General features: G+C 61.0%; 25 protein-coding genes. 14 read left to right on the forward strand and 11 right to left on the reverse strand.

Annotated features, from left to right (window positions below; all coding sequences use genetic code 11):
- Nucleotides 1–190: 190 nt before the first annotated feature.
- Nucleotides 191–484: a DUF6124 family protein gene (locus M5B43_RS02560; RefSeq protein ID WP_248748639.1), complete on the forward strand. Its 294-nt coding sequence runs from the start codon at nucleotides 191–193 to the stop codon at nucleotides 482–484.
- Between the two features lie 132 nt (nucleotides 485–616).
- On the opposite strand, the gene nagE is transcribed toward M5B43_RS02560, so the two are convergent.
- From nagE to M5B43_RS02595, 7 genes are all read right to left on the reverse strand, one after another.
- Nucleotides 617–2,323, reverse strand: a complete 1,707-nt coding sequence (gene nagE, locus M5B43_RS02565; protein ID WP_248748640.1) for an N-acetylglucosamine-specific PTS transporter subunit IIBC — start codon at nucleotides 2,321–2,323, stop codon at nucleotides 617–619.
- 26 nt (nucleotides 2,324–2,349) lie between these two features.
- The gene (ptsP, locus tag M5B43_RS02570) at nucleotides 2,350–4,860 is read right to left on the reverse strand and encodes a phosphoenolpyruvate--protein phosphotransferase (RefSeq protein WP_248748641.1); all 2,511 of its coding nucleotides are present in this window, start codon (nucleotides 4,858–4,860) and stop codon (nucleotides 2,350–2,352) included.
- 29 nt (nucleotides 4,861–4,889) lie between these two features.
- The gene (locus M5B43_RS02575; RefSeq protein ID WP_248748791.1) at nucleotides 4,890–5,900 is read right to left on the reverse strand and encodes an SIS domain-containing protein; all 1,011 of its coding nucleotides are present in this window, start codon (nucleotides 5,898–5,900) and stop codon (nucleotides 4,890–4,892) included.
- Nucleotides 5,893–6,999 (reverse strand): N-acetylglucosamine-6-phosphate deacetylase, encoded by a 1,107-nt coding sequence (nagA, locus tag M5B43_RS02580; protein WP_248748642.1) that lies wholly within the window; start codon nucleotides 6,997–6,999, stop codon nucleotides 5,893–5,895. Before nagA ends, M5B43_RS02575 begins: the two co-directional genes overlap by 8 nt.
- 55 nt (nucleotides 7,000–7,054) lie before the next feature.
- Entirely contained in the window at nucleotides 7,055–7,786 is a 732-nt protein-coding gene (locus M5B43_RS02585) for a GntR family transcriptional regulator (RefSeq protein ID WP_248748643.1), read from the reverse strand.
- Between the two features lie 262 nt (nucleotides 7,787–8,048).
- On the reverse strand, nucleotides 8,049–8,552 hold the full coding sequence (locus tag M5B43_RS02590) for a L,D-transpeptidase family protein (protein WP_248748644.1): 504 nt from the start codon (nucleotides 8,550–8,552) through the stop codon (nucleotides 8,049–8,051).
- 37 nt (nucleotides 8,553–8,589) lie between these two features.
- Nucleotides 8,590–9,138: an NUDIX hydrolase gene (locus tag M5B43_RS02595; protein ID WP_248748645.1), complete on the reverse strand. Its 549-nt coding sequence runs from the start codon at nucleotides 9,136–9,138 to the stop codon at nucleotides 8,590–8,592.
- Nucleotides 9,139–9,285: 147 nt separating this feature from the next.
- Here M5B43_RS02595 and M5B43_RS02600 point away from each other — a divergent pair, with 147 nt between their 5' ends.
- The 5 genes from M5B43_RS02600 (at nucleotide 9,286) to purT (ending at nucleotide 12,477) form a co-directional block, all read left to right on the forward strand.
- Complete coding sequence (locus M5B43_RS02600) at nucleotides 9,286–9,888, forward strand: CoA pyrophosphatase (RefSeq protein WP_248748646.1); 603 nt, start codon at nucleotides 9,286–9,288, stop codon at nucleotides 9,886–9,888.
- Between the two features lie 35 nt (nucleotides 9,889–9,923).
- Complete coding sequence (locus M5B43_RS02605; protein WP_248748647.1) at nucleotides 9,924–10,448, forward strand: gamma carbonic anhydrase family protein; 525 nt, start codon at nucleotides 9,924–9,926, stop codon at nucleotides 10,446–10,448.
- Nucleotides 10,445–10,660 (forward strand): DUF1289 domain-containing protein, encoded by a 216-nt coding sequence (locus M5B43_RS02610; RefSeq protein ID WP_248748648.1) that lies wholly within the window; start codon nucleotides 10,445–10,447, stop codon nucleotides 10,658–10,660. The genes M5B43_RS02605 and M5B43_RS02610 overlap by 4 nt, the downstream gene beginning before the upstream one ends.
- 98 nt (nucleotides 10,661–10,758) lie before the next feature.
- Entirely contained in the window at nucleotides 10,759–11,226 is a 468-nt protein-coding gene (locus M5B43_RS02615; RefSeq protein ID WP_248748649.1) for a VUT family protein, read from the forward strand.
- Nucleotides 11,227–11,295: 69 nt separating this feature from the next.
- A complete protein-coding gene (purT, locus tag M5B43_RS02620; protein ID WP_248748650.1) occupies nucleotides 11,296–12,477 on the forward strand; it encodes a formate-dependent phosphoribosylglycinamide formyltransferase in 1,182 nt (393 codons plus the stop codon).
- 164 nt (nucleotides 12,478–12,641) lie between these two features.
- Here the strand turns inward: purT and M5B43_RS02625 are convergent, their stop codons facing one another.
- From M5B43_RS02625 to ccsA, 3 genes are all read right to left on the reverse strand, one after another.
- Nucleotides 12,642–13,952 carry an MFS transporter gene (locus M5B43_RS02625; RefSeq protein WP_248748651.1) on the reverse strand — a complete coding sequence of 437 codons (1,311 nt, stop codon included), beginning with the start codon at nucleotides 13,950–13,952 and terminating at the stop codon, nucleotides 12,642–12,644.
- A 527-nt stretch (nucleotides 13,953–14,479) separates the two neighbouring features.
- Entirely contained in the window at nucleotides 14,480–15,718 is a 1,239-nt protein-coding gene (locus tag M5B43_RS02630; protein ID WP_248748652.1) for a transporter associated domain-containing protein, read from the reverse strand.
- A gap of 12 nt (nucleotides 15,719–15,730) precedes the next feature.
- Entirely contained in the window at nucleotides 15,731–16,534 is an 804-nt protein-coding gene (gene ccsA / locus M5B43_RS02635; protein WP_248748653.1) for a cytochrome c biogenesis protein CcsA, read from the reverse strand.
- 243 nt (nucleotides 16,535–16,777) lie between these two features.
- Here ccsA and ffh point away from each other — a divergent pair, with 243 nt between their 5' ends.
- The 6 genes from ffh (at nucleotide 16,778) to M5B43_RS02665 (ending at nucleotide 20,846) form a co-directional block, all read left to right on the forward strand.
- On the forward strand, nucleotides 16,778–18,154 hold the full coding sequence (ffh, locus tag M5B43_RS02640) for a signal recognition particle protein (protein ID WP_003193965.1): 1,377 nt from the start codon (nucleotides 16,778–16,780) through the stop codon (nucleotides 18,152–18,154).
- Nucleotides 18,155–18,405: 251 nt separating this feature from the next.
- A complete protein-coding gene (rpsP, locus tag M5B43_RS02645) occupies nucleotides 18,406–18,657 on the forward strand; it encodes a 30S ribosomal protein S16 (RefSeq protein ID WP_003175899.1) in 252 nt (83 codons plus the stop codon).
- A 5-nt stretch (nucleotides 18,658–18,662) separates the two neighbouring features.
- Nucleotides 18,663–19,199, forward strand: a complete 537-nt coding sequence (gene rimM / locus M5B43_RS02650) for a ribosome maturation factor RimM (protein WP_003175898.1) — start codon at nucleotides 18,663–18,665, stop codon at nucleotides 19,197–19,199.
- A complete protein-coding gene (gene trmD / locus M5B43_RS02655; RefSeq protein ID WP_153839118.1) occupies nucleotides 19,181–19,954 on the forward strand; it encodes a tRNA (guanosine(37)-N1)-methyltransferase TrmD in 774 nt (257 codons plus the stop codon). Before rimM ends, trmD begins: the two co-directional genes overlap by 19 nt.
- Nucleotides 19,955–19,999: 45 nt before the next feature.
- Nucleotides 20,000–20,350: a 50S ribosomal protein L19 gene (rplS, locus tag M5B43_RS02660; protein ID WP_003175895.1), complete on the forward strand. Its 351-nt coding sequence runs from the start codon at nucleotides 20,000–20,002 to the stop codon at nucleotides 20,348–20,350.
- 82 nt (nucleotides 20,351–20,432) lie between these two features.
- Nucleotides 20,433–20,846, forward strand: coding sequence for an acyl-CoA thioesterase (locus M5B43_RS02665; RefSeq protein WP_248748654.1), 414 nt, complete (start codon nucleotides 20,433–20,435; stop codon nucleotides 20,844–20,846).
- A 1-nt stretch (nucleotide 20,847) separates the two neighbouring features.
- Here the strand turns inward: M5B43_RS02665 and M5B43_RS02670 are convergent, their stop codons facing one another.
- Nucleotides 20,848–22,656 carry a sodium:proton antiporter gene (locus tag M5B43_RS02670; RefSeq protein WP_248748655.1) on the reverse strand — a complete coding sequence of 603 codons (1,809 nt, stop codon included), beginning with the start codon at nucleotides 22,654–22,656 and terminating at the stop codon, nucleotides 20,848–20,850.
- A 106-nt stretch (nucleotides 22,657–22,762) separates the two neighbouring features.
- Between M5B43_RS02670 and xerD the strand changes: the two genes are divergently transcribed.
- Both xerD and M5B43_RS02680 read left to right on the forward strand, forming a co-directional pair.
- Entirely contained in the window at nucleotides 22,763–23,659 is an 897-nt protein-coding gene (gene xerD, locus M5B43_RS02675) for a site-specific tyrosine recombinase XerD (RefSeq protein ID WP_248748656.1), read from the forward strand.
- Between the two features lie 149 nt (nucleotides 23,660–23,808).
- Nucleotides 23,809–24,540: a thioredoxin fold domain-containing protein gene (locus M5B43_RS02680; protein WP_248748657.1), complete on the forward strand. Its 732-nt coding sequence runs from the start codon at nucleotides 23,809–23,811 to the stop codon at nucleotides 24,538–24,540.
- Nucleotides 24,541–24,611 lie beyond the last annotated feature (71 nt).

Below are 24,611 nucleotides of genomic sequence, written 5' to 3' on the forward strand. Positions count from 1 at the left end.
ATCAAAGAACCCGGCTTAGGCCGGGTTTTTGCTGTCTGCCATGTCTTCAGCTCTAGGAGATTTCCGACACGTCTTTCAGGTTGTCCGTCAGAACTCGCACAACTAACCTTCTCGAGTCGCTGCCAATGTGGCGACCGGGACTGCAAGCCTGAAATTGTCACCAGGAGCCTATTGCGTATGGAGTCTTACGATGATCAGCGACAATTTACGACCTGATTCGACCCTGTCTCAAGCTGCGTCCTGCCTTGCAGGCGATCAACCCATCGGCCAAATCTTCACCGTCCTAACCAACCTGAACAGCGAAACCCTGCTCGTCAACGCCTCCCAGGACCTGGCATCCGTACAGGCTCTTGCGGGTCATCTGGCATTTGATGTCGACGGCCCCCAGCGTGATGCAGTGCTGGGGATTCATCGAATGGTGGAGGGCATTCAGTTGATGGTGGATCGGGTATTGGATCTAGTTGAGGTGCCTGAGCCGAAGTAATCAGGCGCCTGTGAGGGCCAATCGGGAGCAAGCCCCCTCCCACATTTTGAATTGTGAATACCTTCAAATGTGGGAGGGGCGGTGCGACGATTCGACTTGCTCCCCGATAAGGCCAGAACAGCCACTACACATCTAAACTCTGGCGCCGACCTTACGGCCATTGACCAACCGCTCCAGCGCTTCACCCAACCCCGATGCGTTGTCACCCATCAACAGGTGCCAAACACCGCTGTCGAGCTGACTGACACCCTGGCAGCCCAGCGCAGTGAGTTGAGCCTCAGACAACCGCGAATCATCCCCCAACTCCACCCGCAACCGGGTCATCGCTACTGCTTCCAGTTGGCGCACATTCCCTCGGCCACCCAGTGCACTCAGCCATTTCTCGGCCTCCTGCACATTCACCGTCACAGGCTTATCCACAGGCGCAACCGTCACAGGCGCTGTGGTAACAAACCCCGGCATCGCCAGCCGAATCTCATCAGCAATGCTATCGGCCATAGGCCCAACCACCACCTGCAAACTCCCCCCATTCCCCGGGCGCACTACCGCCATGGCGCCCAGTGCTTTCAGTTCAGCATCCACGGCCTTGTTGCGATCAACCATGTCCAACCGCAGCCGCGTGGTGCAGGCACCGACACTCAGCAGATTTTCAGCACCACCCAACGCCTGGATATAAGCCGTCGCACGCTGGTTATCGCTCATTGCTTCGGCCTGCACCACCTGGATGTCTTCACGACCCGGCGTCTTCAGGTTGAAGCGGCGGATGCAGTAGCTGAAGACCGAGTAGTAGATCAGCGCGTACGCCAAGCCCACCGGGAACACCAGCCAGCCATTGGTGGACTTGCCCCAACCCAGCACCATGTCGATAAACCCGCCGGAGAAGGTAAAGCCCAGGTGGATATTGAGCAGGTTGGTCACGGCCATCGACAGGCCCGTAAGCAACGCATGGATCAGGTACAGGAACGGCGCGAGGAACATGAACGCGAACTCGATCGGCTCGGTCACCCCGGTCAGGAATGAGGTCAGCGCCATCGACAGGAAAATCCCGCCCATCACCTTGCGGCGTTCCGGCAACGCATTGCGATACATCGCCAGGCAGGCGGCAGGCAGGCCGAACAGCATCACCGGGAACATGCCGGTCATGAACTGGCCGCCTTTCGGGTCGCCGGCGAAATAGCGGGTCAGGTCGCCGGTCACCACTGCGCCGGTGACCGGATCGGTAAAGCTGCCGAACACGAACCACGCCATGTTGTTGAGGATATGGTGCAGGCCGGTGACGATCAGCAGGCGGTTGAACACGCCGAATACGAAAGCGCCCAGGCTGCCGCTTTCCATCAGCAGTACGCCGAAGCTGTTGATACCGTGCTGGATCGGCGGCCAGATCAGGCCAAAGATCACGCCCAGTGCGACGGCTGAGAACCCGGTGACAATCGGTACAAACCGTCGCCCGCCGAAGAACGCCAGGTATTCGGGCAGCTTGATGTCTTTGAAGCGGTTGTACAGCCCGCCGGCCATCAAGCCACTGGCGATACCGGCGAGCATGCCCATGTTGATGGTGGTATCCATCACCTTGAGGGTCGAGACCATCACCAGGTAGCCAATCGCGCCCGCCAGGCCTGCCGTGCCGTTATTGTCACGGGCAAAACCCACGGCGATGCCGATGGCGAAGATCAGCGCGAGGTTGGCGAAGATGGCCTGGCCGGCGTCGTGCATCACCGCAATGTTGAGCAGGTCGGTGTCGCCCAGGCGCAGCAAGAGGCCGGCGATCGGCAAGATCGCGATCGGCAGCATCAGTGCGCGGCCCAGGCGTTGCAAGCCTTCGATAAAATGTTGGTACATGGCGTGTCTCCCTATTCTTGTTGTTTTCAGCTCAGCGGCCAGTGGTGTTGACAGGCTTGGCGAACGGCCTTGGCGCTGCTCATGTCGAGCAGCCCTTGGCTCAATTGCCGGCATTGCGCCGCGTCCAGGTGGCGGACGCGGTCCTTGATTTCTCCGATCTGCGGCGGGCTTACCGACAATTCGCTGACCCCCAGGCCCACCAGCACGGGTGTGGCCAGCGGGTCGGAGGCCAGGGCGCCGCACACGCCAACCCAGCGCCCATGTTTGGCCGCGCCGGCGCAGGTCTGGGCGATCAGGCGCAGCAGCGCCGGATGCAGGGCATCCACCCGGGCGGCAAGGCCGGCGTGGTCGCGGTCCATGGCCAGGGTGTATTGGGACAGGTCATTGGTACCAATGGACAGGAAGTCTGCGTGCCGGGCCAGTTGCTCGGCCATCAGCGCCGCCGCGGGGACTTCGATCATCACCCCTAGCTCCGGGCGTTGGGTCAGCCCCAGTTCGGCACACAACTCATCCAGGCGTTGGCGAATCTGCAGCAGTTCGTCCACTTCGCTGACCATCGGCAGCAAGATGCGGCAGCGCTCCAGCGGCGAGACTTGCAACAGCGCACGCAGTTGCTGGTCCAGCAGTTCCGGGCGCACTTGAGCCATGCGAATACCGCGCAGGCCCAGCACCGGGTTGGCTTCGACGGGCAGTGGCAGGTAGTCGAGTTGCTTGTCGCCGCCCACGTCGATGGTGCGGATGATCACCGACTTGTCGCCCATGGCATCCAGCACGGCCTGGTAGGCTTGGCGTTGTTCCTGTTCATCCGGTGCGGTGCGGCGGTCGACAAAGAGAAATTCGGTGCGCAGCAGGCCGACACCGTCCGCGCCGTTTTCAAATGCCACCCGGGCTTCGGCGCTGGAGGCAACGTTTGCAGCGACGTCGATGTGGAGGCCGTCGGTGGTGCTTGCCGGTTGCTGGGCCTGGGCCTGTTGCTGCTCACGCCGCAGCTTTTGTGCGTCGCGAATCTGGTGCACTTGCGCGTGACGCGCATCGCTGGGCATCAGTTCCAGGCGACCGTTTGCTGCATCCAGCACCACCCGTTGGCTTTGGGGCACGTCGAGCACTGCGGCGCCCAGCGCTACCACACAAGGCAAGCCTTTGCCCCGGGCCAGAATGGCCACGTGGGATGTGGCGCCGCCTTCGGCCATGCAGATGCCGGCGGCTTGTTGCGCGCTCAATTGCAGCAGGTCCGAGGGCGTGAGTTCATGGGCGCTGACAATGGCCCCGGCCGGTAATTCGAAGTGCCAGGCTTCACCCAGCAATGCACGCAGCACCCGCTGCTGCAGGTCGCGCAAGTCGTTGGCGCGCTCGGCAAATAGGGGTTTGCCCAGGGCCAGCAGCACGGCACATTGCGCTTGGATCGCGTCGCGCCAAGCGTGAGTGGCGGCGCTGCCCTGTTCGATGCTGCGGGTGGCCGCGTCCAGTAAGGCAGGGTCTTCCAGCAGAGCGAGGTGAGCGGCGAAGATGTCTTCCTCGTCGACGGCTTTGCGTTGGCGGGCCTGGTCCAGGGTGACGCGGATTTCGCCGCGCACGTGCTCAAGGGCGGTATCCAGCCGTTGCAGTTGTTCGACGGCACAATGGTTGCCGGTGTCTGCCGGCAGCTCGATGCCGGTCAGGCGCAGTAGGGGGCCGCACACCAGCCCCGGGGCCGCGCACACGCCTTGCAGCACATCGACTTCGGTATTCACCTTGGGGGGCGCAGCAACCACCGGCGCGTGATGTGCTTCGTGGATCGTGGCCGACAAGGCCGCCACCAACGCTTGCAACGCCGCCTCGCAATCCTTGCCACGACACGTGACCCGCACCTCGTCCCCTTCGCCAATACCCAGCCCCATCAGGCCGATCAGGCTGTCGCATGCTGCCGACTTACCGGCGAAGTGCAGGTGTGCCTGGCTGCTGAAACCTTGTGCGGTCTTGCGGATCAACGCGGCGGGGCGGGCATGCAAGCCGCCCCGGTGAGTAATGCGCACGTTGGCGTGCACTTCCGTCACGGCGTTATCCACAGCGGTTTGCGTCGGCGCCGCCGAGCGCGCCACAACCTGCATCAACGGCTCACCAACCTTGACCGATTTTCCCGCCACCGCACGTAACTCAAAGCGCTCGCCATTGGTCAGAATGATCAGGCTGACCAGGCTTTTGCACTGGCGCGCAATTCGGTCCAGGTCAAATTGCACCAGCACCTGGCCCTCGCTTACCTGCGCGCCTTCCTTCACCCGCAGCGCAAACCCCTCGCCATTGAGTTCCACTGTGTCGATGCCCACATGCATCAACACCTCGGCACCGTTCTCGGCACGAATCGTCAGCGCATGCCCGGTGCGGGCGACATGGATGATCACCCCGTCGCACGGTGCGTGCAGGCAATCGTTGAGCGGGTCGATGGCAATGCCTTCGCCCATGGCACCACTGGCGAACACTTCGTCGGGAACGTTGCCCAGGGTCAGCACCGGCCCGCTTAAGGGGGCGCTAAGGGTCAGTACATTATTGTTGTTGGACATGGGCACGGTACTCATCAGGAAAGCGCGACTCAGTGAGTGCGGGTAACTTTGCTCAGGTGACGCGGATGGTCCGGGTCCATGCCCCGGGCAACCGCCAAACCTGCAGCCATCACGTAGAAACTTTGGATCGCCAGGATCGGGTCCAGGCTCGGGTGTTCGGCGCGGCTCAGGGTCAGGTCGCGTTCGCTGATGTCGTCAGGCGCGGCCAGCAGCACACGGGCCCCGCGTTGGCGCATGTCAGCGGCCAGGCTCAACAGTCCGGCTTGCTCGGCGCCCCGTGGCGCGAATACCAGCAGTGGGTAGTCAGCGTCGATCAAGGCCATCGGCCCGTGGCGCACTTCGGCGCTGCTGAAGGCTTCGGCCTGGATCGCCGAGGTTTCCTTGAGCTTGAGCGCGGCTTCCTGGGCGATGGCAAAACCGGCACCACGGCCAATGACGATCAGCCGCTGGCTGGTGCGCAAGGCGTCGATGGCAGGGGTCCAATCCTGTGTGGCGGCTTCACGCAAACCGTTGGGCAGCGCCTGGCAGGCTTGCAGCAGCAACAGGTCCTGGTTCCAGTGGCCGATCAACTGCGCGCTGGCGCTGAGGGTGGCGATAAAGCTTTTGGTCGCGGCCACGCTCTGTTCCGGCCCGGCGCACAGTGGTACGTGGAATTCGCAGGCGGCTTCCAGTGGCGAGTCTTCGGCGTTGACCATTGAGATACTCAGGGCACCCCGCTTGCGCAGCAGGCGCAGGCTGTTGACCAGGTCCGGACTTTGCCCCGACTGGGAGAAGCCAAATGCCACCTGGCCGCTGACTTTCAGCGGCGCCTGCAACAAGGTCACGACCGACATGGGCAACGACGCGACCGGAATGCCCACGTGTTGCATGGCCAGGTAGGCGAAGTAGCTGGCGGCGTGGTCCGAGCTGCCACGGGCAATGGTCATCGCCACTTGCGGCGGCTGACGGCGCAGGCGGCCGGCGACTTCCTCCAGTCGCGGAGCCAGCCGGTGCAGTTGCGCCTCTACGGCGTCACAGGAGGCCAGGGCCTCTTCAAGCATTTTTGAAGTCAAGGGTGTCTCCTTCGACCATTACGTCGGTCAGATGCAGGGAGCGGTCCAGGCGAACGCAGTCGGCAAAGCTGCCGGGTTGCAGGCGCCCACGTTCTTCCAGGCCCAGGTAGTCCGCAGGAAATTGCGACAGGCGTTGTGAGGCTTCACTGATGGGCAGGCCGATCTTCACCAGGTTGCGCAGCGCCTGATCCATGGTCAGGGTGCTGCCGGCGAGGGTGCCATCCGGCAGGCGCACGCCGCCCAGGCACTTGGTCACGGTGTGGCTGCCCAGCTTGTATTCGCCGTCGGGCATGCCGGCGGCGGCGGTGGAATCGGTGACGCAATACAGGCACGGGATCGAACGCAGCGCCACGCGCATGGCGCCGGGGTGTACGTGCAGCAGGTCCGGGATCAGTTCGGCGTATTTGGCGTGGGCCAGCGCGGCGCCGACGATGCCGGGCTCGCGGTGATGCAGCGGGCTCATGGCGTTGTACAAATGCGTAAAGCTGGTGGCGCCGGCAGCCAGGGCGGCGACGCCTTCTTCATAGCTGCCCAGGGTGTGGCCGATCTGCATGCGCACGCCACGTTCACTGAGGGCGCGGATCAGGCTGTCATGCCCGGCGATTTCCGGGGCGATGGTGATCACCCGGATCGGCGCCAGGCGCAGGTAGGCTTCCACTTCTGCCATCAGTGCGGTGTGGGCGAAGTTGGGTTGTGCGCCGAGTTTGCCTGGGTTGATGTAGGGGCCTTCCAGGTGCACACCGAGTACGCGGGCGCTGCCGACCGGGCGTTGTTCACAGAAGCTGCCCAGTTGGCCGAGCACACGGGTGATGTCATCCACCGGTGCAGTCATGGTGGTGGCCAGCAGCGAAGTGGTCCCAAAGCGCACGTGGGTGCGGGTGATGGTCTCGAAGGCTTCGATGCCTTCCATGATGTCTTTGCCGCCACCGCCGTGCACGTGCAGGTCGATAAAGCCCGGCAGCAAGTAGGGAAAATCGTTTTCAGCGGGATCGCACGGGGTGCCTTCAATGGCGACCACCTTGCCGTGCTCGTGCACCAGGCGGCCGCGAATCCAGCCGTGGGGCGTGAGGATATTGTCTTCGGACATGGGCAGTTCTCTAGGTCTCGCAGTTCGCGGCAAAGTCGTATCGACGCTGCTCTTTTTAACGACGCAGCTCTGCTACAAAGTCGTAGTAGTCGTTGCGGCAATAGGTATCGGTGATTTCAATCGGCGTGTTGTCGGCGGTGTAGCCGACACGGGTCATCAGCAGCATGGCGGTGCCGGGTGCGATGCCCACCAGCTTGGCGAACTCATCCGAGGCATTGATCGCCTGGATATGTTGCAAGGCGCGCACGATGGGCTTGCCGATGCTCTCCAGGTATTCGTACAGCGAGTTGCCGATGGCTTGCGGATGCGGCAGGACAGAGGCCGGCATGGCGGTCATTTCAATGGCCATCACCGTGTCATCCGCTTTACGCAGGCGTTTGAGGCGCGCCACTTTGTCGGTGGGCGACAGGCCCAGGCGGATCAGTTCTTCGTGGGTCGGCGGGCAGATGTCGCGCTCCAGCCATTGGGAACTGGGGACAAAACCCTTCAGGCGCAACATTTCGCTGAACCCCGAGAGGCGTGACAACGGTTGTTCCAGGCGCGGCGTGATAAACGTGCCGGAGCCCTGGCTGCGACGAATCAGACCTTGGGCAAGCAACACTTCCAGCGCTTTACGGGCGGTGACCCGCGAGATGCTCAACTGCTCGCTGAGGGTGCGTTCCGACGGCAGGGCCTGCTCGGATTTCCACTGGCCGGCATGGATCGCCGCTTCGAGGTTACGGGCCAGTTGCAGGTACAGCGGTGTGGATTGCTTGTCGTCGGGGCGCAGCGTCAGGATGGGATTCATCGTTAAGGTTTCCGATGCGGTTATTGGAGTGTTGTCGCCCGGTATTGGCCGGAAATTAATACCACTTAGATACCATGTCAATGCTACCAAAACGGTGCGAATCGCGGTTTCAGGGCGAAATAATGGGGCTTGGCATCAAGTGGTATTAGAGAGGTCTTTACTGCGCGCAGAAGTGCGCAGCCCGTGCGATGAACTGGTATTCACCGACAGGTGTTATCGAGGGCGGGAATTATTTTCTAAATAAATTACAGGCGGTACGAAATCAGGGGCGAATCTCTATCAGGGTGCCGTCTTTGACCAGGTTCCAGACTTCACGCATATCCACATTGCGCATGCCGATGCAGCCATCGGTCCAGTCCAGGGTATGGAACCACTGCTCCGGGTATTCCTCGGTGTCGGGGGTGCCATGGATCATGATCATGCTGCCCGGTTTTACACCTTCGCGGCGGGCGCGGGCGGCATCACTGATATTGGGGTAGGAGATGTGCATGGCCAGGTTGAAGCGGTCGCTGGTCTTGCGCCAGTCGATCCAATAAAGCCCTTCCGGCGTGCGGCGGTCGCCCTCGATCAGCTTGTGGCCCTTGGGGTTTTTGCCCAGGGAGATGCGATAGGTCTTGAGGGGCTTGCCGTCGTTGATCAACTGCAACTGATGGGCAGACTTGAGTACCAGGATTTTCTCGACAGGTTTGCCGCCGAGGGTTTCCACCGTGGAGGCCGAAGACAGAGTAGCGAGCGACAGGCAGAACAGAGCAAGCAACCAACGCATTAAAACGGTTTCCCTTATAAAGGTGTTGCCAGGAATATTATGTGGACGGCCGCGTCATCGGCGGCACCGACTCGCTGCGTACTGGGAACACCTGTTGCCGACGGTCAGCGAAGAAGCATTCTAAGGTACGCCCGACCGTGCGGAAAGCCAGCTCGGACCAGGGGATGTCGGCTTCATCGAACAGCTTCACTTCAAGGCTTTCGGGGCCTGCGGCAAAGTCCAGGTCGACCAGCTCGGCGCGGTAGAAGATATGCACCTGGCTGATATGTGGCACGTCGATCAGCGTGTAAATGCTCAGGTTGCACACACGGGCGCAGGCTTCTTCCAGGGTTTCACGCGCGGCGGCCTGCTCGACGGTCTCGCCGTTCTCCATGAAACCTGCGGGCAGCGTCCAGTAACCCAGGCGCGGCTCGATGGCGCGGCGGCACAGCAGCACTTGATCGCCCCACACCGGTACGGTACCGGCGACGATATTGGGGTTCTGATAATGGATGGTCGAGCAGTGATCACACACGAAGCGCAGGCGTGCGTCGCCTTCGGGAATGCGCTGGGTAACCGGTTTACCGCACTGGCTGCAGAAGTTCATGCTGGGGTTCCTGGAGAGTGGGCACATCTTGGCTCGGTGCCAGGCTTTCCTGCAAGTTGTCGTTTCGCGACAACCCTGAGGTTTTGGGCTTGGGCACCCGCACGCTTTGGTGCATGATGCAAGGTAGCCAACGGACCGAGATGACTCATGCTGGACGAGCTACTTCGACGGGTAAGCAATCACACCCCCCACACCCTGGAGACTGACGGGCGTTTCCCCGAGGCCGCGGTGCTGGTGCCGATTACCCGCTGTGACGAACCTGAGCTGATCCTGACCCTGCGCGCCAGCGGCCTGTCGACCCACGGTGGCGAAGTGGCCTTTCCTGGCGGACGGCGTGACCCCGAAGACCCGGACCTGATCTTTACCGCCTTGCGCGAAGCCGAAGAGGAAATCGGCCTGCCACCGGGGCTGGTCGAGGTGATCGGGCCGTTAAGTCCGTTGATTTCCCTGCATGGCATTCGTGTCACCCCGTATGTGGGGGTTATCCCCGATTACGTCGAATACCTGGCCAACGACGCTGAAATCGCCGCCGTCTTCAGCGTACCCCTGGACTTTTTCCGCCAGGACCCACGCGAACATACCCACCGCATCGATTACCAGGGCCGCAGTTGGTACGTGCCCAGCTATCGGTTCGGTGAATACAAGATCTGGGGCCTGACCGCGATCATGATTGTCGAGCTGATCAACCTGCTCTATGACGATGCCAAGATCAGCCTGCACCAGCCGCCCAAGAGCTTCATCAATATCTAAGCCATCGTTTGAATGGCGAGCCGTGAGGGAAAACCATGAAATACCGCTTGGGCGATGCCCGCGTCGAGACCCATGCCAGCAGCTGGGTCGCCCCCAATGCCACGCTGGTGGGCAAGGTCAAGCTGGAGGAGGGCGCCAATGTCTGGTTCAACGCGGTATTGCGTGGCGACAACGAGCTGATCCTGATCGGTAAGAACAGCAATGTGCAGGACGGCAGCGTGATGCACACCGACATGGGGTATCCGCTCACCCTCGGCACTGGCGTGACCATCGGCCACAACGCCATGTTGCACGGCTGCACGGTCGGCGACTACAGCCTGATCGGTATCAACGCGGTGATCCTCAACGGCGCCAAGATTGGCAAGCATTGCATCATCGGCGCCAATTCGCTGATCGGTGAAGGCAAGGAAATTCCCGATGGCTCATTGGTGGTGGGCTCGCCGGGCAAGGTGGTGCGCGAGTTGACCGAGGCGCAGAAACGCATGCTCGAAGCCAGCGCCGCGCACTATGTGCATAACTCGCAGCGCTATGCCCGTGACTTGGTTGAGCAGGAAGAATGAGTGCCGTTGAACGACCTGTCGCCTCGCCGTGCGTGAATATCTGTGCGCTGGACGATGACGATATCTGTACCGGCTGCCAGCGCACCGTGGATGAGATTACGCGTTGGAGCCGGATGGACAATGCCGAGCGCCGTTTGGTGCTGGGGTTGTGCCATGAGCGGGCGATGGCGAGTGGGTTGGTGTGGATGATGCCCGGAAAATCTGGCGCCTGACCGACTGCTATCGGGGGTAAGCCCCGATAGGGCCCTGCGAGACGACATATTTCTAATTGTGAAGTACCCTGTGCGGCATCACCCACAGGCCCATCCCCATGCTCTTTCTGATCGCCTACATCAGCAGCGTCGTGCTGATCAACTTCGCCTTCTCCACCGCGCCGCACCTGGATGTCATCTGGTCCGCCTGGGGCGGCCTGGTGTTTATCCTGCGCGACATGGTGCAAACCCGCTTCGGCCACGGTGCAATCATTGCCATGCTGGCGGCGCTGGTACTGTCATATATCACTTCCGACCCGTCCATCGCCCTGGCCAGCGCCACGGCGTTCGCAGTATCCGAATGCATCGACTGGCTGGTGTTCAGCATCACCAAGCGCCCGCTTCACGATCGCCTGTGGATAAGTTCGGCGCTGAGCATTCCCCTCGATACGTTTATCTTCTTCGGCCTGATCGGCGCGCTGACGCCGGCGGTGGCCGGTACGGCGCTGGTGTCGAAGTTCGCCGGGGTCACGGTGGTGTGGCTGATCATGGCCTGGCGTGTGCGTAAACGGGCCGTCGCCAACTGAGGCCAATTTTTACAGTTCATGTAAAATGCCGGCCTTTCTCCCCATGATCCGCTCCCCTGAGGACCTGAGATGACCCGAATCGGAACTCCATTGTCGCCAACCGCGACCCGCGTTTTGCTGTGTGGCTGCGGTGAGCTGGGCAAGGAAGTGGTGATCGAGCTGCAACGCCTGGGCGTTGAAGTGATTGCCGTGGATCGCTACGCCAACGCGCCGGCCATGCAGGTCGCCCACCGTAGCCACGTGATCAACATGCTCGATGGCGCCGCCCTGCGTGCTGTGATCGAAGCGGAAAAGCCGCACTTCATCGTGCCGGAAATCGAAGCCATCGCCACGGCCACCCTGGTGGAGCTGGAAGCCGAAGGCTTCACCGTGATCCCGACCGCGCGCGCCGCGTCGCTGACCATGAACCGTGAAGGCATTCGTCGCCTGGCCGCCGAAGAGCTGGACCTGCCGACCTCGCCGTACCACTTCGCCGACACGTTCGAAGACTACAGCAAGGCCGTCCAAGACCTGGGCTTCCCCTGCGTGGTCAAGCCGGTGATGAGTTCGTCGGGCAAAGGCCAGAGCCTGCTGCGCAGCGCTGACGACGTGCAGAGCGCCTGGGACTACGCCCAAGAAGGCGGGCGTGCCGGTAAAGGCCGCGTGATCATCGAAGGGTTTATCGATTTCGACTACGAAATCACCTTGCTGACCGTACGTCACATCGGCGGTACCACCTTCTGTGCGCCGGTAGGTCATCGTCAGGAGAAGGGTGACTATCAAGAGTCCTGGCAGCCGCAAGCCATGAGCCCGATTGCCCTGGCTGAATCCGAGCGTGTGGCCAAGGCGGTGACTGAAGCCTTGGGGGGGCGTGGCCTGTTTGGCGTGGAATTGTTTATCAAGGGCGATCAGGTGTGGTTCAGCGAAGTCTCGCCGCGCCCGCATGACACCGGTTTGGTGACCCTGATTTCCCAGGACCTGTCGCAGTTTGCGTTGCACGCTCGCGCCATTCTGGGCCTGCCGATTCCATTGATTCGCCAGTTCGGGCCTTCGGCGTCGGCGGTGATTCTGGTGGAAGGGCAGTCGGACCAGACGGCGTTCGCGAACCTGGGCGCGGCCTTGAGCGAGCCGGACACGGCGTTGCGCCTGTTTGGCAAGCCGCAAGTGAATGGTCAGCGCCGCATGGGCGTGGCGTTGGCACGGGATGAGTCGATTGAGGCTGCCCGGGCCAAGGCGACGCGTGCTTCCAAGGCTGTTGTTGTAGAGCTCTAAAAGCATCGGGGGCAAGCCCGCTCGCCACAGGTTACCGGTTGCTCGTTCTAGCGCTTAACTGACTGGCATTGGGGCAAGCCCCTCTCACACTTGATTGGGTTCACAGCGTTGGATGTGTGAATGCATTCAAATGTGGAAGGGGGCTTGCCCCCGATAGCGATCTATCAGTTCACGCGATTCAAATCATTATCCCGCGTCTCTTTCAGGCACAGCACCGCGACCAAGCTCAACAACGCTGCTGCCGACACATACCCACCGACATAACTCAGCCCCCCTATCGCCACCAGCTTGGTCGCGAAGAACGGTGCGGCCGAAGCCCCCACAATCCCACCCAGGTTATAGGCCGCCGAAGCACCGGTGTAACGCACGCGGGTCGGAAACAGTTCCGGTAGCATGGCGCCCATCGGCGCGAAGGTCACGCCCATCAGGAACAGCTCCAGCGCCAGGAACAACGCCACCGCCCACGTCGAACCGTGGGTCAGCAAAGGCTCCATGGTGAAGCCCGACAGAATGGCCAGGATCGCGCCGACGATCAGCACCGGCTTGCGCCCGTATCGGTCACTGGCCAGCGCCGCCAGAGGTGTTGCGAGCCCCATGAACAGCACCGCAAAGCACAGTAACCCCAAGAACATCTCGCGGCTGTAACCCAGGGTCGCCACGCCATAGCTCAGGGAGAAGGCCGTGGTGATATAGAACAACGCATAACACACCACCATCGACGCTGCGCCCAGCAGCACGGGCACCCAATGCTGGCTGAACAGCTCCACCAGCGGCACTTTTACCGGTGCCTCTTTGGCCACGGCATTGGCGAATACCGGGGTTTCATGCAGCTTCAGGCGCGCATACAGGCCCACCATCACCAGTGCGGCGCTGAGGATGAATGGAATGCGCCAGCCCCAACTGCGGAACTGCTCGTCATTGAGGCTCATGGCCAGGATCAGGAACAAGCCGTTGGCCATCAGGAACCCGATCGACGGGCCCAGTTGCGGAAACATACCGAACCAGGCGCGCTTGCCCTTGGGGGCGTTCTCGGTCGCCAGCAGTGCGGCGCCGCCCCATTCACCGCCAAGGCCGAGGCCCTGGCCGAAACGCAGCACACACAACAGGACAGGGGCCCAGGCGCCAATGCTGTCATAACCCGGCAGCAAGCCGATCAGCGTGGTACACACCCCCATCAGCAGCAGCGAGGCCACCAGGGTCGACTTGCGGCCAATACGGTCGCCGAAGTGGCCGAACAGCGCAGACCCCAGCGGGCGGGCAATAAAGGCGATACCGAAGGTCAGGAACGACGCCAGCATCTGCGCGGTGCCGGAGGTCTGTGGAAAGAACACCGGGCCGATCACCAGCGCGGCCGCTGTGGCATAGATATAGAAGTCGTAGAACTCGATGGCGGTGCCGACGATGCTTGCGGTGGCGACGCGGGCGGTCGAGTTGAGCGGGGCGGCGGTCGCAGCCTCGTTATAGGTGGTGCTCATTGAAGTATCCCTGAGGGTCATTGCGCGTTTGGACGCGGATTATTATGGGTCGAACACCCCTGGATCAGGGTTGTGCGCGGGGTGGCTCGGGATGGGAGCAAGCACCGGTCAGACGCGGTAAAGCAGTGCCTGGACTCGCTCAGTGCGGGTAGCACGCGGTCGGGCGAGGCTTGGGTAAGCCGAATGGATTATAGGAAGAGGGCTGGAAATACAACAAGTGGTTGGAGTAGCACAAATCAAATGTGGGAGGCAGGCTTGCCCCCGATGGCGATGAATCAGTTGCAGAGGTGCTGACTGGCACACTGCTATCGGGGGCAAGCCCCCTCCCACATTTGTTTTGTGTAGTGGCGGCTAGGCGGCGTGGCGTGAGCGCTTGTTGACCTTGGCCCGTTCTTAAGGCCACGGCATATCAACGTGTGGGAGGGGGCTTGCTCCCGATGACGGCGTGTCAGTCAAAAATGCTGTGACTGATGCACAGTAATCGGGAGCAAGACCCCTCCCACATTGAATTGTGGTTTGTCAGGAAATTATGCGGCGACCGGCACTCGGCTGGTATGCCAGATCAGCACCTTGCTCACACGGTTGTCCTCGGTCTCGAGGATTTCCAGGCGATAACGGCCGATTTTCAAGCACACCGCGCAATCTGGAATGGTCTCCAGCGCTTCGGTCACCAGGCCGTTGAGGGTCTTGGGGCCGTCGCTGGGCAGGTGCCAGCCCAGGCTTTTGTTCAATTCGCGGATCGAGGCGGCGCCGTCAATGATGTAGCGGCCGTCCGGCTGAGCTTCGATATGGGGGTTGTCCGCACTCTGCTCGCTTTCGAACTCACCGACGATTTCTTCGAGAATGTCTTCCAGGGTGACGATACCCAGCACTTCGCCGTATTCGTCCACCACCATGCCCAGGCGCCGCTGCTGCTTGTGGAAGTTCAGCAGTTGCAGTTGCAGTGGCGTGCTTTCCGGGACGAAGTAAGGTTCATGGCAGGCCGCGAGCAGGGCCTCTTTGGTCAGGCTGGCGTCGGGCAGCAGGTGTTGGACCTGCCGCGTATTGAGCACTGCCTCGACCTGGTTGATGTCGCTGTGGAAGACCGGCAGGCGCGTGCGCTGGGAGGTGCGCAGTTGCTCGATGATCTCTTCGACCGAGTCATCCAGGTTGATGCCGTCCACTTCGCTGCGGGGCACCAGGATGTCGTTGACGGTGATGTTATCCAGCGCGTGAATGCCAGGCATGCCGGGCGTGCGGGTTTCGTTGGCTTGCGGTTCCGGCTCGTCATCGTGGTCGGGCAGCGGTTCGTCGCTTTTTTTCACCATGCCGGGCTTGCGGGTAAAAGGGCGCAATAGCAACAGGCTTACGCCATTGAGCAGCCAGGCCAAGGGGTAAAGGATTTTCAGCGGTACGCCCAGGAGCGTGTTGCCAAACCCCAGGATGGCCTGCGGATAGCGGGTGGCGAGGGTACGGGGCAGGTAGTCGGCGAGAATCAGCAGGAGCGCGCAGGAGATCAGCCAGCCAAGCCACGGGCCGTTGAGCGCCCAGGCGTAGATCGCCAGCAGCGTACAGAGGATCACCACGGCGGCGCGACACAGGCTATTGCACAGGATCAGGCTGTTGCGCGGGAAGCTCAGGCGGGCGGCGGCCTTGTCGCCCTGGCGTGTGCCCGGGCGCAGGGCCAGCAAATGTTGTTGCGCGGCTTCGATGGCGGTAAACAGCGCCGCCCATAAAACCAGCAAGGCGATTACCGCGAGCATCGGCCCAAGGGGCAAGTTATCCATGATCGCTGCCCGTCAGATATGCAGGATGTATTCGCGAACCAGCTTGCTGCCGAAATAGGCCAGCATCAGCAGGCAGAAACCCGCCAGGGTCCAGCGGATCGCCTTGTGCCCACGCCAGCCAAGGCGGTTGCGGCCCCACAGCAGAACGCTGAACACCACCCAGGCCAGGCACGCCAGCAGGGTTTTGTGCACCAGGTGCTGGGCGAACAGGTTCTCGACGAACAGCCAGCCGGAGATCAGCGACAGCGACAGCAGGGTCCAGCCGGCCCACAGGAAGCCGAACAGCAGGCTTTCCATGGTTTGCAGCGGCGGGAAGTTCTTGATCAGCCCGGACGGGTGTTTGTTTTTGAGCTGATGGTCCTGCAGCAGCAGGAGCAGGGCCTGGAACACGGCGATGGTGAACATGCCATAGGCGAGGATCGACAGCAGGATGTGGGCGAGAATGCCCGGTTCTTCGTCGATCACCTGGACCGTGCCCGTGGGCGTGAACTGCGCCAGCAGCACCGTCAGCATTCCCAGCGGGAATAGCAGCACCAGCAGGTTCTCGACGGGAATCCGGTAGCAGGCCAGCAGGGTCAGCGCAATCACGGCGGCGGCGATCAGGCTGGCGGCGCTGAAAAAGTCCAGGCCCAGGCCGACCGGCGTCATCAAGTGGGTGAACAGGCTCGCGGCATGGGCCAGCAGAGCGAGGACGCCAAGGCCGACCAGCAGACGTTTGTCCGCTTTAGTGCCTTGGGCCAGGCGTGTGCCCTGATAGAGGGTCGCAGCGGCATACAAGATGGCGGCGGCGAGGCTGGGTAGCAAACTGGGTGACAAGGGGACCATAAATCCTGATAGACAAGCCCGAAAGGCGCTGAGTTTGGCACACACCAACGCTGCACGAAAGACTCCCGGGCCAGACAGCGGGTGTGCATGGGCGCAGTCTTCGCTATAATCCGCGACCTGCCCACGCCGCAGGCTCGCCAAGCGCTGTTTTTAATAGCGATTTACCACAGCCTGGGCCGCCATAACCTCGGTCTACCAATGCATTTCGATGAATAGGGCCTGAAAGGATCGCGCATGTTTGAAAACTTGACTGACCGTCTCTCGCAGACGCTGCGCCACGTAACCGGCAAGGCCAAGCTGACCGAGGACAATATTAAAGACACCCTGCGTGAAGTGCGCATGGCGTTGCTGGAAGCCGACGTCGCCTTGCCTGTGGTCAAGGACTTCGTCAACTCGGTCAAGGAGCGTGCGGTCGGCACCGAAGTGTCGCGCAGCCTGACCCCGGGCCAGGCGTTTGTGAAGATCGTCCAGGCCGAACTTGAAAGCCTGATGGGCGCGGCCAACGAAGACCTGAACCTCAGCGCCGTACCGCCTGCCGTCGTGCTGATGGCCGGTTTGCAAGGTGCGGGTAAGACCACCACCGCCGGCAAGTTGGCGCGCTTCCTTAAAGAGCGCAAGAAGAAGTCGGTAATGGTGGTGTCGGCCGACGTGTACCGTCCGGCGGCCATCAAGCAGTTGGAAATGCTCGCCGGCGAAGTGGGTGTGACCTTCTTCCCGTCCGACCTGAGCCAGAAGCCGGTCGACATCGCCAACGCAGCTATTAAAGAAGCAAAGCTGAAGTTCATCGACGTGGTTATCGTCGATACCGCCGGTCGCCTGCACATCGACGAAGAGATGATGGGCGAGATCAAGGCGCTGCATGCTGCGATCAACCCGGTCGAGACGCTGTTCGTGGTCGACGCCATGACCGGCCAGGATGCGGCCAACACCGCCAAGGCGTTTGGTGATGCACTGCCGCTGACGGGCGTGATCCTGACCAAGGTCGACGGCGACGCCCGTGGTGGTGCCGCGCTGTCGGTACGCGCCATCACCGGCAAGCCGATCAAGTTCATCGGTATGGGCGAGAAGAGCGAAGCGCTCGAGCCGTTCCACCCTGAGCGTATTGCCTCGCGGATCCTCGGCATGGGCGACGTGCTCAGCCTGATCGAACAGGCTGAAGCCACGCTCGACAAAGACAAGGCCGACAAACTGGCCAAGAAGCTGAAGAAGGGCAAGGGCTTCGATCTCGAAGACTTCCGTGATCAGCTGCAACAGATGAAGAACATGGGCGGCCTCGGCGGCCTGATGGACAAGCTGCCGAACATCGGCGGTGTGAACCTGGCGCAAATGGGCAACGCCCAGGGCGCGGCAGAGAAGCAGTTCAAGCAGATGGAAGCCATCATCAACTCCATGACCCCGGCCGAGCGCCGCGACCCTGAGCTGATCAGCGGTTCGCGCAAGCGCCGGATCGCCATGGGTTCCGGCACCCAGGTGCAGGACATCGGTCGCTTGATCAAGCAGCACAAGCAGATGCAGAAGATGATGAAGAAATTCTCCGCCAAGGGCGGTATGGCCAAGATGATGCGCGGCATGGGCGGCATGTTGCCCGGCGGCGGCATGCCAAAAATGTAAAGTATTCGAGCGGGAGCCCAGCTCCTGCTCCGACCCACAGGGATGTGGGATCTCCAGCAAACCCGCCGTTGGCGGGGGCTGACTCGCCGTTTTAACCGACGGCTCTATAGCAGATCTGAATGGCACGCTGATAGGCGCCAGAAAAAGACATTTGCAAAAGTCCGGATATTCCTTAGAATATGCGGCCTTTCGGGCACCTATGCCCGCTGTGCATTTAGATTTGCAGCACCGACTACAGGAACGATGTTCACATGCTAACAATCCGTCTTGCCCTTGGCGGCTCCAAAAAGCGCCCGTTTTACCACTTGACCGTAACCGACAGCCGCAACCCGCGTGACGGTTCGCACAAGGAACAGGTTGGTTTCTTCAACCCTGTTGCTCGTGGTCAAGAAGTTCGTCTGTCCGTGAACCAAGAGCGCGTAGCCTACTGGCTGAGCGTTGGCGCACAGCCATCCGAGCGCGTTGCAAAACTGTTGAAGGACTCGGCTAAGGCCGCAGCCTGAGCAATATGAACGCGACGCCAGCTGTTGCTGATGATTTGATCGTTATCGGCAAGATTTATTCTGTTCATGGCGTTCGCGGCGAAGTGAAGGTGTATTCCTTTACTGATCCGACTGAAAACCTGTTGCAGTACAAAACCTGGACGCTCAAGCGCGAAGGGAGTGTGAAACAGGTCGAGCTGGTCAGCGGACGCGGGAGCGATAAGTTCCTGGTCGCAAAGCTCAAGGGTCTTGATGATCGTGAAGAAGCTCGTCTTCTGGCCGGTTATGAGATCTGCGTGCCGCGCAACCTGTTCCCTGAATTGACCGACGGCGAGTACTACTGGTACCAGCTGGAAGGTCTGAAGGTTATTGATCAACTCGGGCAATTGCTGGGGAAAATCGATCATCTTCTGGAAACCGGCGCCAATGATGTAATGGTGGTCAAGCCTTGCGCTGGCAGCCTGGATGACCGCGAACGCCTGTTGCCCTATACCGAGCAATGCGTGTTGGCCGTCGACCTGGCCGCGGGCGAGATGAAGGTGGAATGGGACGCGGACTTCTAAGCGTGGCTAATTTGCGCATTGAAGTGATCAGTTTGTTTCCCGAGATGTTCTCCGCCATCAGCGAGTACGGCATCACCAGTCGGGCGGTGAAACAGGGGCTGTTGCAGCTTACCTGTTGGAACCCGCGAGACTACACGACGGATCGACATCACACTGTGGACGACCGCCCATTTGGCGGTGGCCCGGGCATGGTGATGAAGATCAAGCCCCTGGAAGACGCGTTGGTTCAGGCCAAGGCCGCCGCCGGGGAGAAGGCGAAGGTAATTTACCTGTCCCCTCAAGGCCGTCAGCTGAAACAGGCTGCGGTACGCGAACTGGCGAATGAGGAAGCACTGATCCTGATTGCCGGTCGCTATGAAGGCATTGACGAGCGGTTTATTGAAGCTCATGTCGATGAAGAGTGGTCGATTGGGGACTATGTCCTGTCTGGCGGCGAGCTGCCGGCGATGGTCCTGATAGATGCGGTTACACGACTGCTGCCCGGAGCTTTAGGGCATGCGGACTCCGCGGAGGAAGATTCCTTCACGGATGGTTTGCTGGATTGCCCGCACTACACCCGTCCGGAGGTGTATGTGGATCAGCGTGTTCCCGACGTATTGCTAAGTGGCAATCACGCACACATCCGGCGTTGGCGTTTACAGCAGTCCCTTGGTCGGACCTATGAACGACGCGCCGATCTTCTGGAAAGCCGCTCGCTTTCTGGAGAAGAGAAGAAGCTGCTCGAGGAATACATCCTCGCGCGGGACGATAGTTAACAACGTATCGATGGTAGGTCCATTGACTTACCTTAGGAGCACAGCATGACTAACAAAATCATCCTTGCACTCGAAGCAGAGCAGATGACCAAAGAGATCCCTACCTTTGCCCCGGGCGACACCATTGTCGTTCAGGTGAAAGTGAAGGAAGGCGACCGTTCGCGTCTGCAAGCGTTCGAAGGCGTGGTAATCGCCAAGCGTAACCGTGGTGTGAACAGTGCTTTCACTGTTCGTAAAATCTCCAACGGTGTTGGCGTAGAGCGTACTTTCCAGACCTACAGCCCGCAAATCGACAGCATGGCCGTTAAGCGTCGCGGTGACGTACGTAAAGCCAAGCTGTACTACCTGCGTGACCTGTCCGGTAAAGCAGCTCGCATCAAGGAAAAACTGGCTTAAGTCCAGCTTCCCGATGCAGAAAAAAGCAGCCTACGGGCTGCTTTTTTGTGCCTGAAATTTGTCTATTTGCCGGTATTTGCCCATGACCACCCGCCACGATGAAATCCAGCGTCGTACCGACCTGTCCGTCACCCACGTGACCAAGGCCGTGTTCCCGCCGACCACTAACCACCACAACACCTTGTTCGGCGGCACCGCGTTGGCGTGGATGGATGAGGTGTCGTTCATCACCGCAACGCGTTTCTGCCGCTTGCCGTTGGTGACGGTGTCTACCGACCGTATCGACTTCAACCACGCGATCCCGGCCGGCTCCATCGTTGAGTTGATCGGCCGCGTGATCAAGGTTGGCAACACCAGCCTCAAAGTTGAAGTGCAAGTGTTTGTCGAGAGCATGAGTGCCGATGGTCGCGAAAAGGCGATCCAGGGCGTGTTCAGCTTTGTCGCGATCGATGCCGACAAACGCCCTGTCCCGGTGTTGCCTGGGTTTGCCGACTGATTTATCCGGCTGTGCTGTTTTCCGGTTGAATCACCGCAAGCAAGGTCCAGCCGGCTACGGGTTTCAAGCTGCTGCTCGGGGTCACCACGTGTACCCAACCACTGGTGTCCTGGGCAAACAGTAGCGTTGCGCGATCGCCATGCAGTGCCTGGTACTGCTCCCAGCCGAAGCCTTCGGTGAGGTGGGTGCTATACAGCTCGGCGCCCTGGCCCAGCAGGCTGGCGAGTTTGGTGTAGCTCAGCGGTTGGCTGCCCAGCAGGTGGCCGCGATGCTCATGACTGGCCCGGTGCTTGTCGGTGCGACGGCTTTCCTGGCTGCTGGCCAACGCAAACAGACGATGCCCGAAGTCATGGCGAAAACGCATAGTGGCCAAGGCATTCAGCTCGCCGGAGGGTGAGAGCGCCAGCAAGTGCCCCAGGCCGACCAGGTCCAGATGGGACTCGGCATGCTGTGAAGCCGGGTTGCCGAAATAAGTGGGCAACCCTTCCATGCGACTGGCGCGGATATTTTCCCAGCTCGAGTCGGTCAGCAGCACCCGGCTGCCCAACTGCTGCAAAGCCTTGCCGAGCACACGCGCCGGGCCGTTCGCGCCAACAATCAGAAAGCCGCTGGGCGCAGGCTCGGCGACTTTCAGCAAGCGCGCCAAAGGGCGTGCCGTGGCGCTTTGCAGCACCACCGTGCCGATGATCACGGCGAATGTCAGGGGCACCAGCAGCAACGCACCTTCGTGGCCAGCCTCATCCAGGCGAATCGCAAAAATCGCCGACACGGCGGCCGCCACAATGCCGCGTGGGGCGATCCATGCCAGCAGCGCGCGTTCGCGCCAGTTCAGGCCGGAGCCGAAGGTTGAAAGCGCAACGTTCAACGGCCGTGCAATAAACTGAATGATCAACAACAGGATCAGCACGAACGGCCCCAGGGCGATCAAGGCATTCAGGTCCAGGCGCGCCGCCAGCAGAATAAACAAACCAGAAATCAGCAGTACGCTCAGGTTCTCCTTGAAGTGCAGGATGTGCCTGACGTCCACATCCTTCATGTTGGCCATCCACATGCCCATCAGGGTGACTGCCAGCAAGCCGGACTCATGCATCACTTGGTTGGATGCGATGAATACCCCCAGCACCCCTGCCAATGTCGCCAGGTTGTGCAGGTATTCCGGCAGCCATTGCCGGCGCATGATCTGCCCCAGTACCCAGCCGCCAACAATCCCGAATAGGCTGCCGCACAGGATGACGCCGCCAAAGGTCAGCAGGCTATGGCTCAAGCCGTCGCCCGAGGCCCGGGCAATGATGAAGCTGTAGACCACCACCGCCAGCAGCGCACCAATCGGATCGATGACGATGCCTTCCCAGCGCAGGATATTGGCGATGGACGCTTTGGGGCGCACGACCCGGAGCATGGGCACGATCACCGTCGGGCCGGTCACCAGTGTCAGCGTGCCGAACAGCAATGCCAGCATCCAATCGAAACCCAGCAGCCAATGGGTGGCCAAGGTGATCACTGCCCATGTCGACAGGGCACCGACGGTGACCAGTCGATGCACGACACTGCCGATTTCCCTCCATTCCGACAGGTGCAAGGTCAGGCTGCCTTCAAACAGAATCAGGGCCACCGCCAGGGAAACCAGGGGCATCAGCAGCGGGCCGAACATCTCCTGAGGGTTGAGCCAGCCCAGCACCGGGCCTGCGAGGATCCCGCTTAATAACAGAAAGAGGATGGCCGGAAGCTTCAGGCGCCATGCCAGCCACTGGCAGCCCAAGGCCGCCACCCCAATGCCGCCGAAGGCCAGCAGAATCTGTTGTTCGTTCATTGAAGCTCCCTGTTCCTTGAAATAGCGGGCTATGAAAGACTAGCGACCCTTGTCACAGTTCACTAAATAATTCACGCCGCCGCCGTGCCGCGTCGTTTGAGAGCCCATGCCCGCCATAGACCACCCCTTGATCGATCGCTTCCTCGACGCCCTCTGGTTGGAAAAAGGCCTGTCGGATAACACGCGCCAGGCGTACCGCAGCGACCTGGCCCTGTTCAACGGTTGGTTGCAGGAGCAACACCTTGAACTGATCAACGCCGGTCGCGAGCTGATCCTCGACCATCTGGCCTGGCGCCTGGAGCAGAACTACAAGCCGCGCTCCACCGCGCGCTTTCTTTCGGGTGTACGTGGCTTTTATCGTTACCTGCTGCGTGAAAAACTGATCGCCGTTGATCCGACCCTGCAAGTGGATATGCCGCAACTCGGCAGGCCCTTGCCCAAATCCCTGTCGGAAGCTGATGTCGACGCCTTGCTCGCCGCGCCGGACCTGAGCGAGGCCATCGGCCAGCGCGACCGCGCCATGCTGGAAGTGCTGTATGCCTGCGGCCTGCGGGTGACTGAGCTGATCAGCCTGACGCTGGAGCAGGTCAACCTGCGCCAGGGCGTGTTGCGGGTGATGGGCAAGGGCAGCAAAGAGCGACTGGTGCCGATGGGGGAGGAGGCGATTGTGTGGGTTGAGCGCTACATGCGCGACGCGCGTGGCGAGCTGCTTGGCGGGCGTCCCAGCGATGTGCTGTTCCCCAGCCTGCGCGGCGAGCAGATGACCCGCCAGACCTTCTGGCACCGCATCAAGCACCAGGCCAAGGTGGCTGGGATCGGCAAGACGCTGTCGCCACATACGTTGCGCCATGCGTTTGCCACCCATTTGCTCAACCACGGCGCGGATCTGCGGGTGGTGCAAATGCTGCTCGGGCACAGTGACTTATCCACAACCCAGATCTACACCCATGTGGCACGCGCACGTTTGCAGGACATGCACGCCAAGCATCACCCGCGCGGATAAAAACGTCAGAAACGGCCCAATTTACCTGCTGCGGTCTGCCCCTCGGCCCAACTGTGGTAGGCTTTGCCGGTTCGCAAAGGGGACGGCCCGACTTGTGTTTGCACATCGATATTCTGCATCCGTCCCTGCCTCTGCCTTCAGGAGTTCCCATGCGCTTGACCCGAATTATCGCCGCCGCAGCCATTGCGTTGGTTTCCACCTTTGCCATTGCCGATGACGCGGCCGAGCAGACCATTCGCAAGAGCCTGGCCAATCTGCAGCTCGACACGCCCATCGAAAGCATCAGCGCCAGCCCGATGGCCGGCCTGTATGAAGTCAAGCTCAAGGGCAGCCGTGTGCTGTATGCCAGTGCCGATGGCCAGTACATCGTCCAGGGCTACCTGTTCCAGCTCAAGGATGGCAAGCCGGTCAACCTGACCGAGAAAGCCGAGCGCCTGGGCGTGGCCAAGTTGATCAACGGTATTCCAGTGGCCGAGACCGTGGTTTACCCAGCCATTGGCGAGACCAAGACCCACATCACCGTCTTCACCGACACCACCTGCCCGTACTGCCACAAGCTGCACGCCGAAGTGCCTGCCTTGAACAAGCTGGGCGTGGAAGTTCGCTATGTTGCATTCCCGCGCCAGGGCCTGGGCTCGCCGGGTGATGAGCAGTTGCAAGCCGTGTGGTGCTCGGCCGACAAGAAAGCGGCGATGGATAAGATGGTCGACGGCAAGGAAATCAAGGCGGCCAAATGTGCCAACCCGGTTTCCAAGCAGTTCGCCCTGGGTCAATCCATTGGGGTGAACGGTACACCGGCCATCGTTTTGGCGGATGGTCAGGTCATTCCGGGCTACCAGCCGGCACCACAAGTTGCCAAACTGGCACTGGGTGCCAAGTAAGCATTTATCGTTGAGCCTTTGACGATCATGGCTCGCCGAACCGTCGGCGGGTCATTAATTGAGAGCCGCAG

Origin of the sequence: Pseudomonas sp. MWU15-20650, from assembly GCF_023242475.1 — a bacterium.
In the GTDB taxonomy this organism is placed as follows: Bacteria; Pseudomonadota; Gammaproteobacteria; order Pseudomonadales; family Pseudomonadaceae; genus Aquipseudomonas.

Excerpts from the sequence above, each read along its gene's own strand:
- M5B43_RS02560 (WP_248748639.1), top strand. The coding sequence starts at position 191 with ATGATCAGCGACAATTTACGACCTGATTCGACCCTGTCTCAAGCTGCG.
- nagE (WP_248748640.1), bottom strand. The coding sequence starts at position 2,323 with ATGTACCAACATTTTATCGAAGGCTTGCAACGCCTGGGCCGCGCACTG.
- ptsP (WP_248748641.1), bottom strand. The coding sequence starts at position 4,860 with ATGTCCAACAACAATAATGTACTGACCCTTAGCGCCCCCTTAAGCGGG.
- M5B43_RS02575 (WP_248748791.1), bottom strand. The coding sequence starts at position 5,900 with ATGCTTGAAGAGGCCCTGGCCTCCTGTGACGCCGTAGAGGCGCAACTG.
- nagA (WP_248748642.1), bottom strand. The coding sequence starts at position 6,999 with ATGTCCGAAGACAATATCCTCACGCCCCACGGCTGGATTCGCGGCCGC.
- M5B43_RS02585 (WP_248748643.1), bottom strand. The coding sequence starts at position 7,786 with ATGAATCCCATCCTGACGCTGCGCCCCGACGACAAGCAATCCACACCG.
- M5B43_RS02590 (WP_248748644.1), bottom strand. The coding sequence starts at position 8,552 with ATGCGTTGGTTGCTTGCTCTGTTCTGCCTGTCGCTCGCTACTCTGTCT.
- M5B43_RS02595 (WP_248748645.1), bottom strand. The coding sequence starts at position 9,138 with ATGAACTTCTGCAGCCAGTGCGGTAAACCGGTTACCCAGCGCATTCCC.
- M5B43_RS02600 (WP_248748646.1), top strand. The coding sequence starts at position 9,286 with ATGCTGGACGAGCTACTTCGACGGGTAAGCAATCACACCCCCCACACC.
- M5B43_RS02605 (WP_248748647.1), top strand. The coding sequence starts at position 9,924 with ATGAAATACCGCTTGGGCGATGCCCGCGTCGAGACCCATGCCAGCAGC.
- M5B43_RS02610 (WP_248748648.1), top strand. The coding sequence starts at position 10,445 with ATGAGTGCCGTTGAACGACCTGTCGCCTCGCCGTGCGTGAATATCTGT.
- M5B43_RS02615 (WP_248748649.1), top strand. The coding sequence starts at position 10,759 with ATGCTCTTTCTGATCGCCTACATCAGCAGCGTCGTGCTGATCAACTTC.
- purT (WP_248748650.1), top strand. The coding sequence starts at position 11,296 with ATGACCCGAATCGGAACTCCATTGTCGCCAACCGCGACCCGCGTTTTG.
- M5B43_RS02625 (WP_248748651.1), bottom strand. The coding sequence starts at position 13,952 with ATGAGCACCACCTATAACGAGGCTGCGACCGCCGCCCCGCTCAACTCG.
- M5B43_RS02630 (WP_248748652.1), bottom strand. The coding sequence starts at position 15,718 with ATGGATAACTTGCCCCTTGGGCCGATGCTCGCGGTAATCGCCTTGCTG.
- ffh (WP_003193965.1), top strand. The coding sequence starts at position 16,778 with ATGTTTGAAAACTTGACTGACCGTCTCTCGCAGACGCTGCGCCACGTA.
- rpsP (WP_003175899.1), top strand. The coding sequence starts at position 18,406 with ATGCTAACAATCCGTCTTGCCCTTGGCGGCTCCAAAAAGCGCCCGTTT.
- rimM (WP_003175898.1), top strand. The coding sequence starts at position 18,663 with ATGAACGCGACGCCAGCTGTTGCTGATGATTTGATCGTTATCGGCAAG.
- trmD (WP_153839118.1), top strand. The coding sequence starts at position 19,181 with ATGGGACGCGGACTTCTAAGCGTGGCTAATTTGCGCATTGAAGTGATC.
- rplS (WP_003175895.1), top strand. The coding sequence starts at position 20,000 with ATGACTAACAAAATCATCCTTGCACTCGAAGCAGAGCAGATGACCAAA.
- M5B43_RS02665 (WP_248748654.1), top strand. The coding sequence starts at position 20,433 with ATGACCACCCGCCACGATGAAATCCAGCGTCGTACCGACCTGTCCGTC.
- M5B43_RS02670 (WP_248748655.1), bottom strand. The coding sequence starts at position 22,656 with ATGAACGAACAACAGATTCTGCTGGCCTTCGGCGGCATTGGGGTGGCG.
- xerD (WP_248748656.1), top strand. The coding sequence starts at position 22,763 with ATGCCCGCCATAGACCACCCCTTGATCGATCGCTTCCTCGACGCCCTC.
- M5B43_RS02680 (WP_248748657.1), top strand. The coding sequence starts at position 23,809 with ATGCGCTTGACCCGAATTATCGCCGCCGCAGCCATTGCGTTGGTTTCC.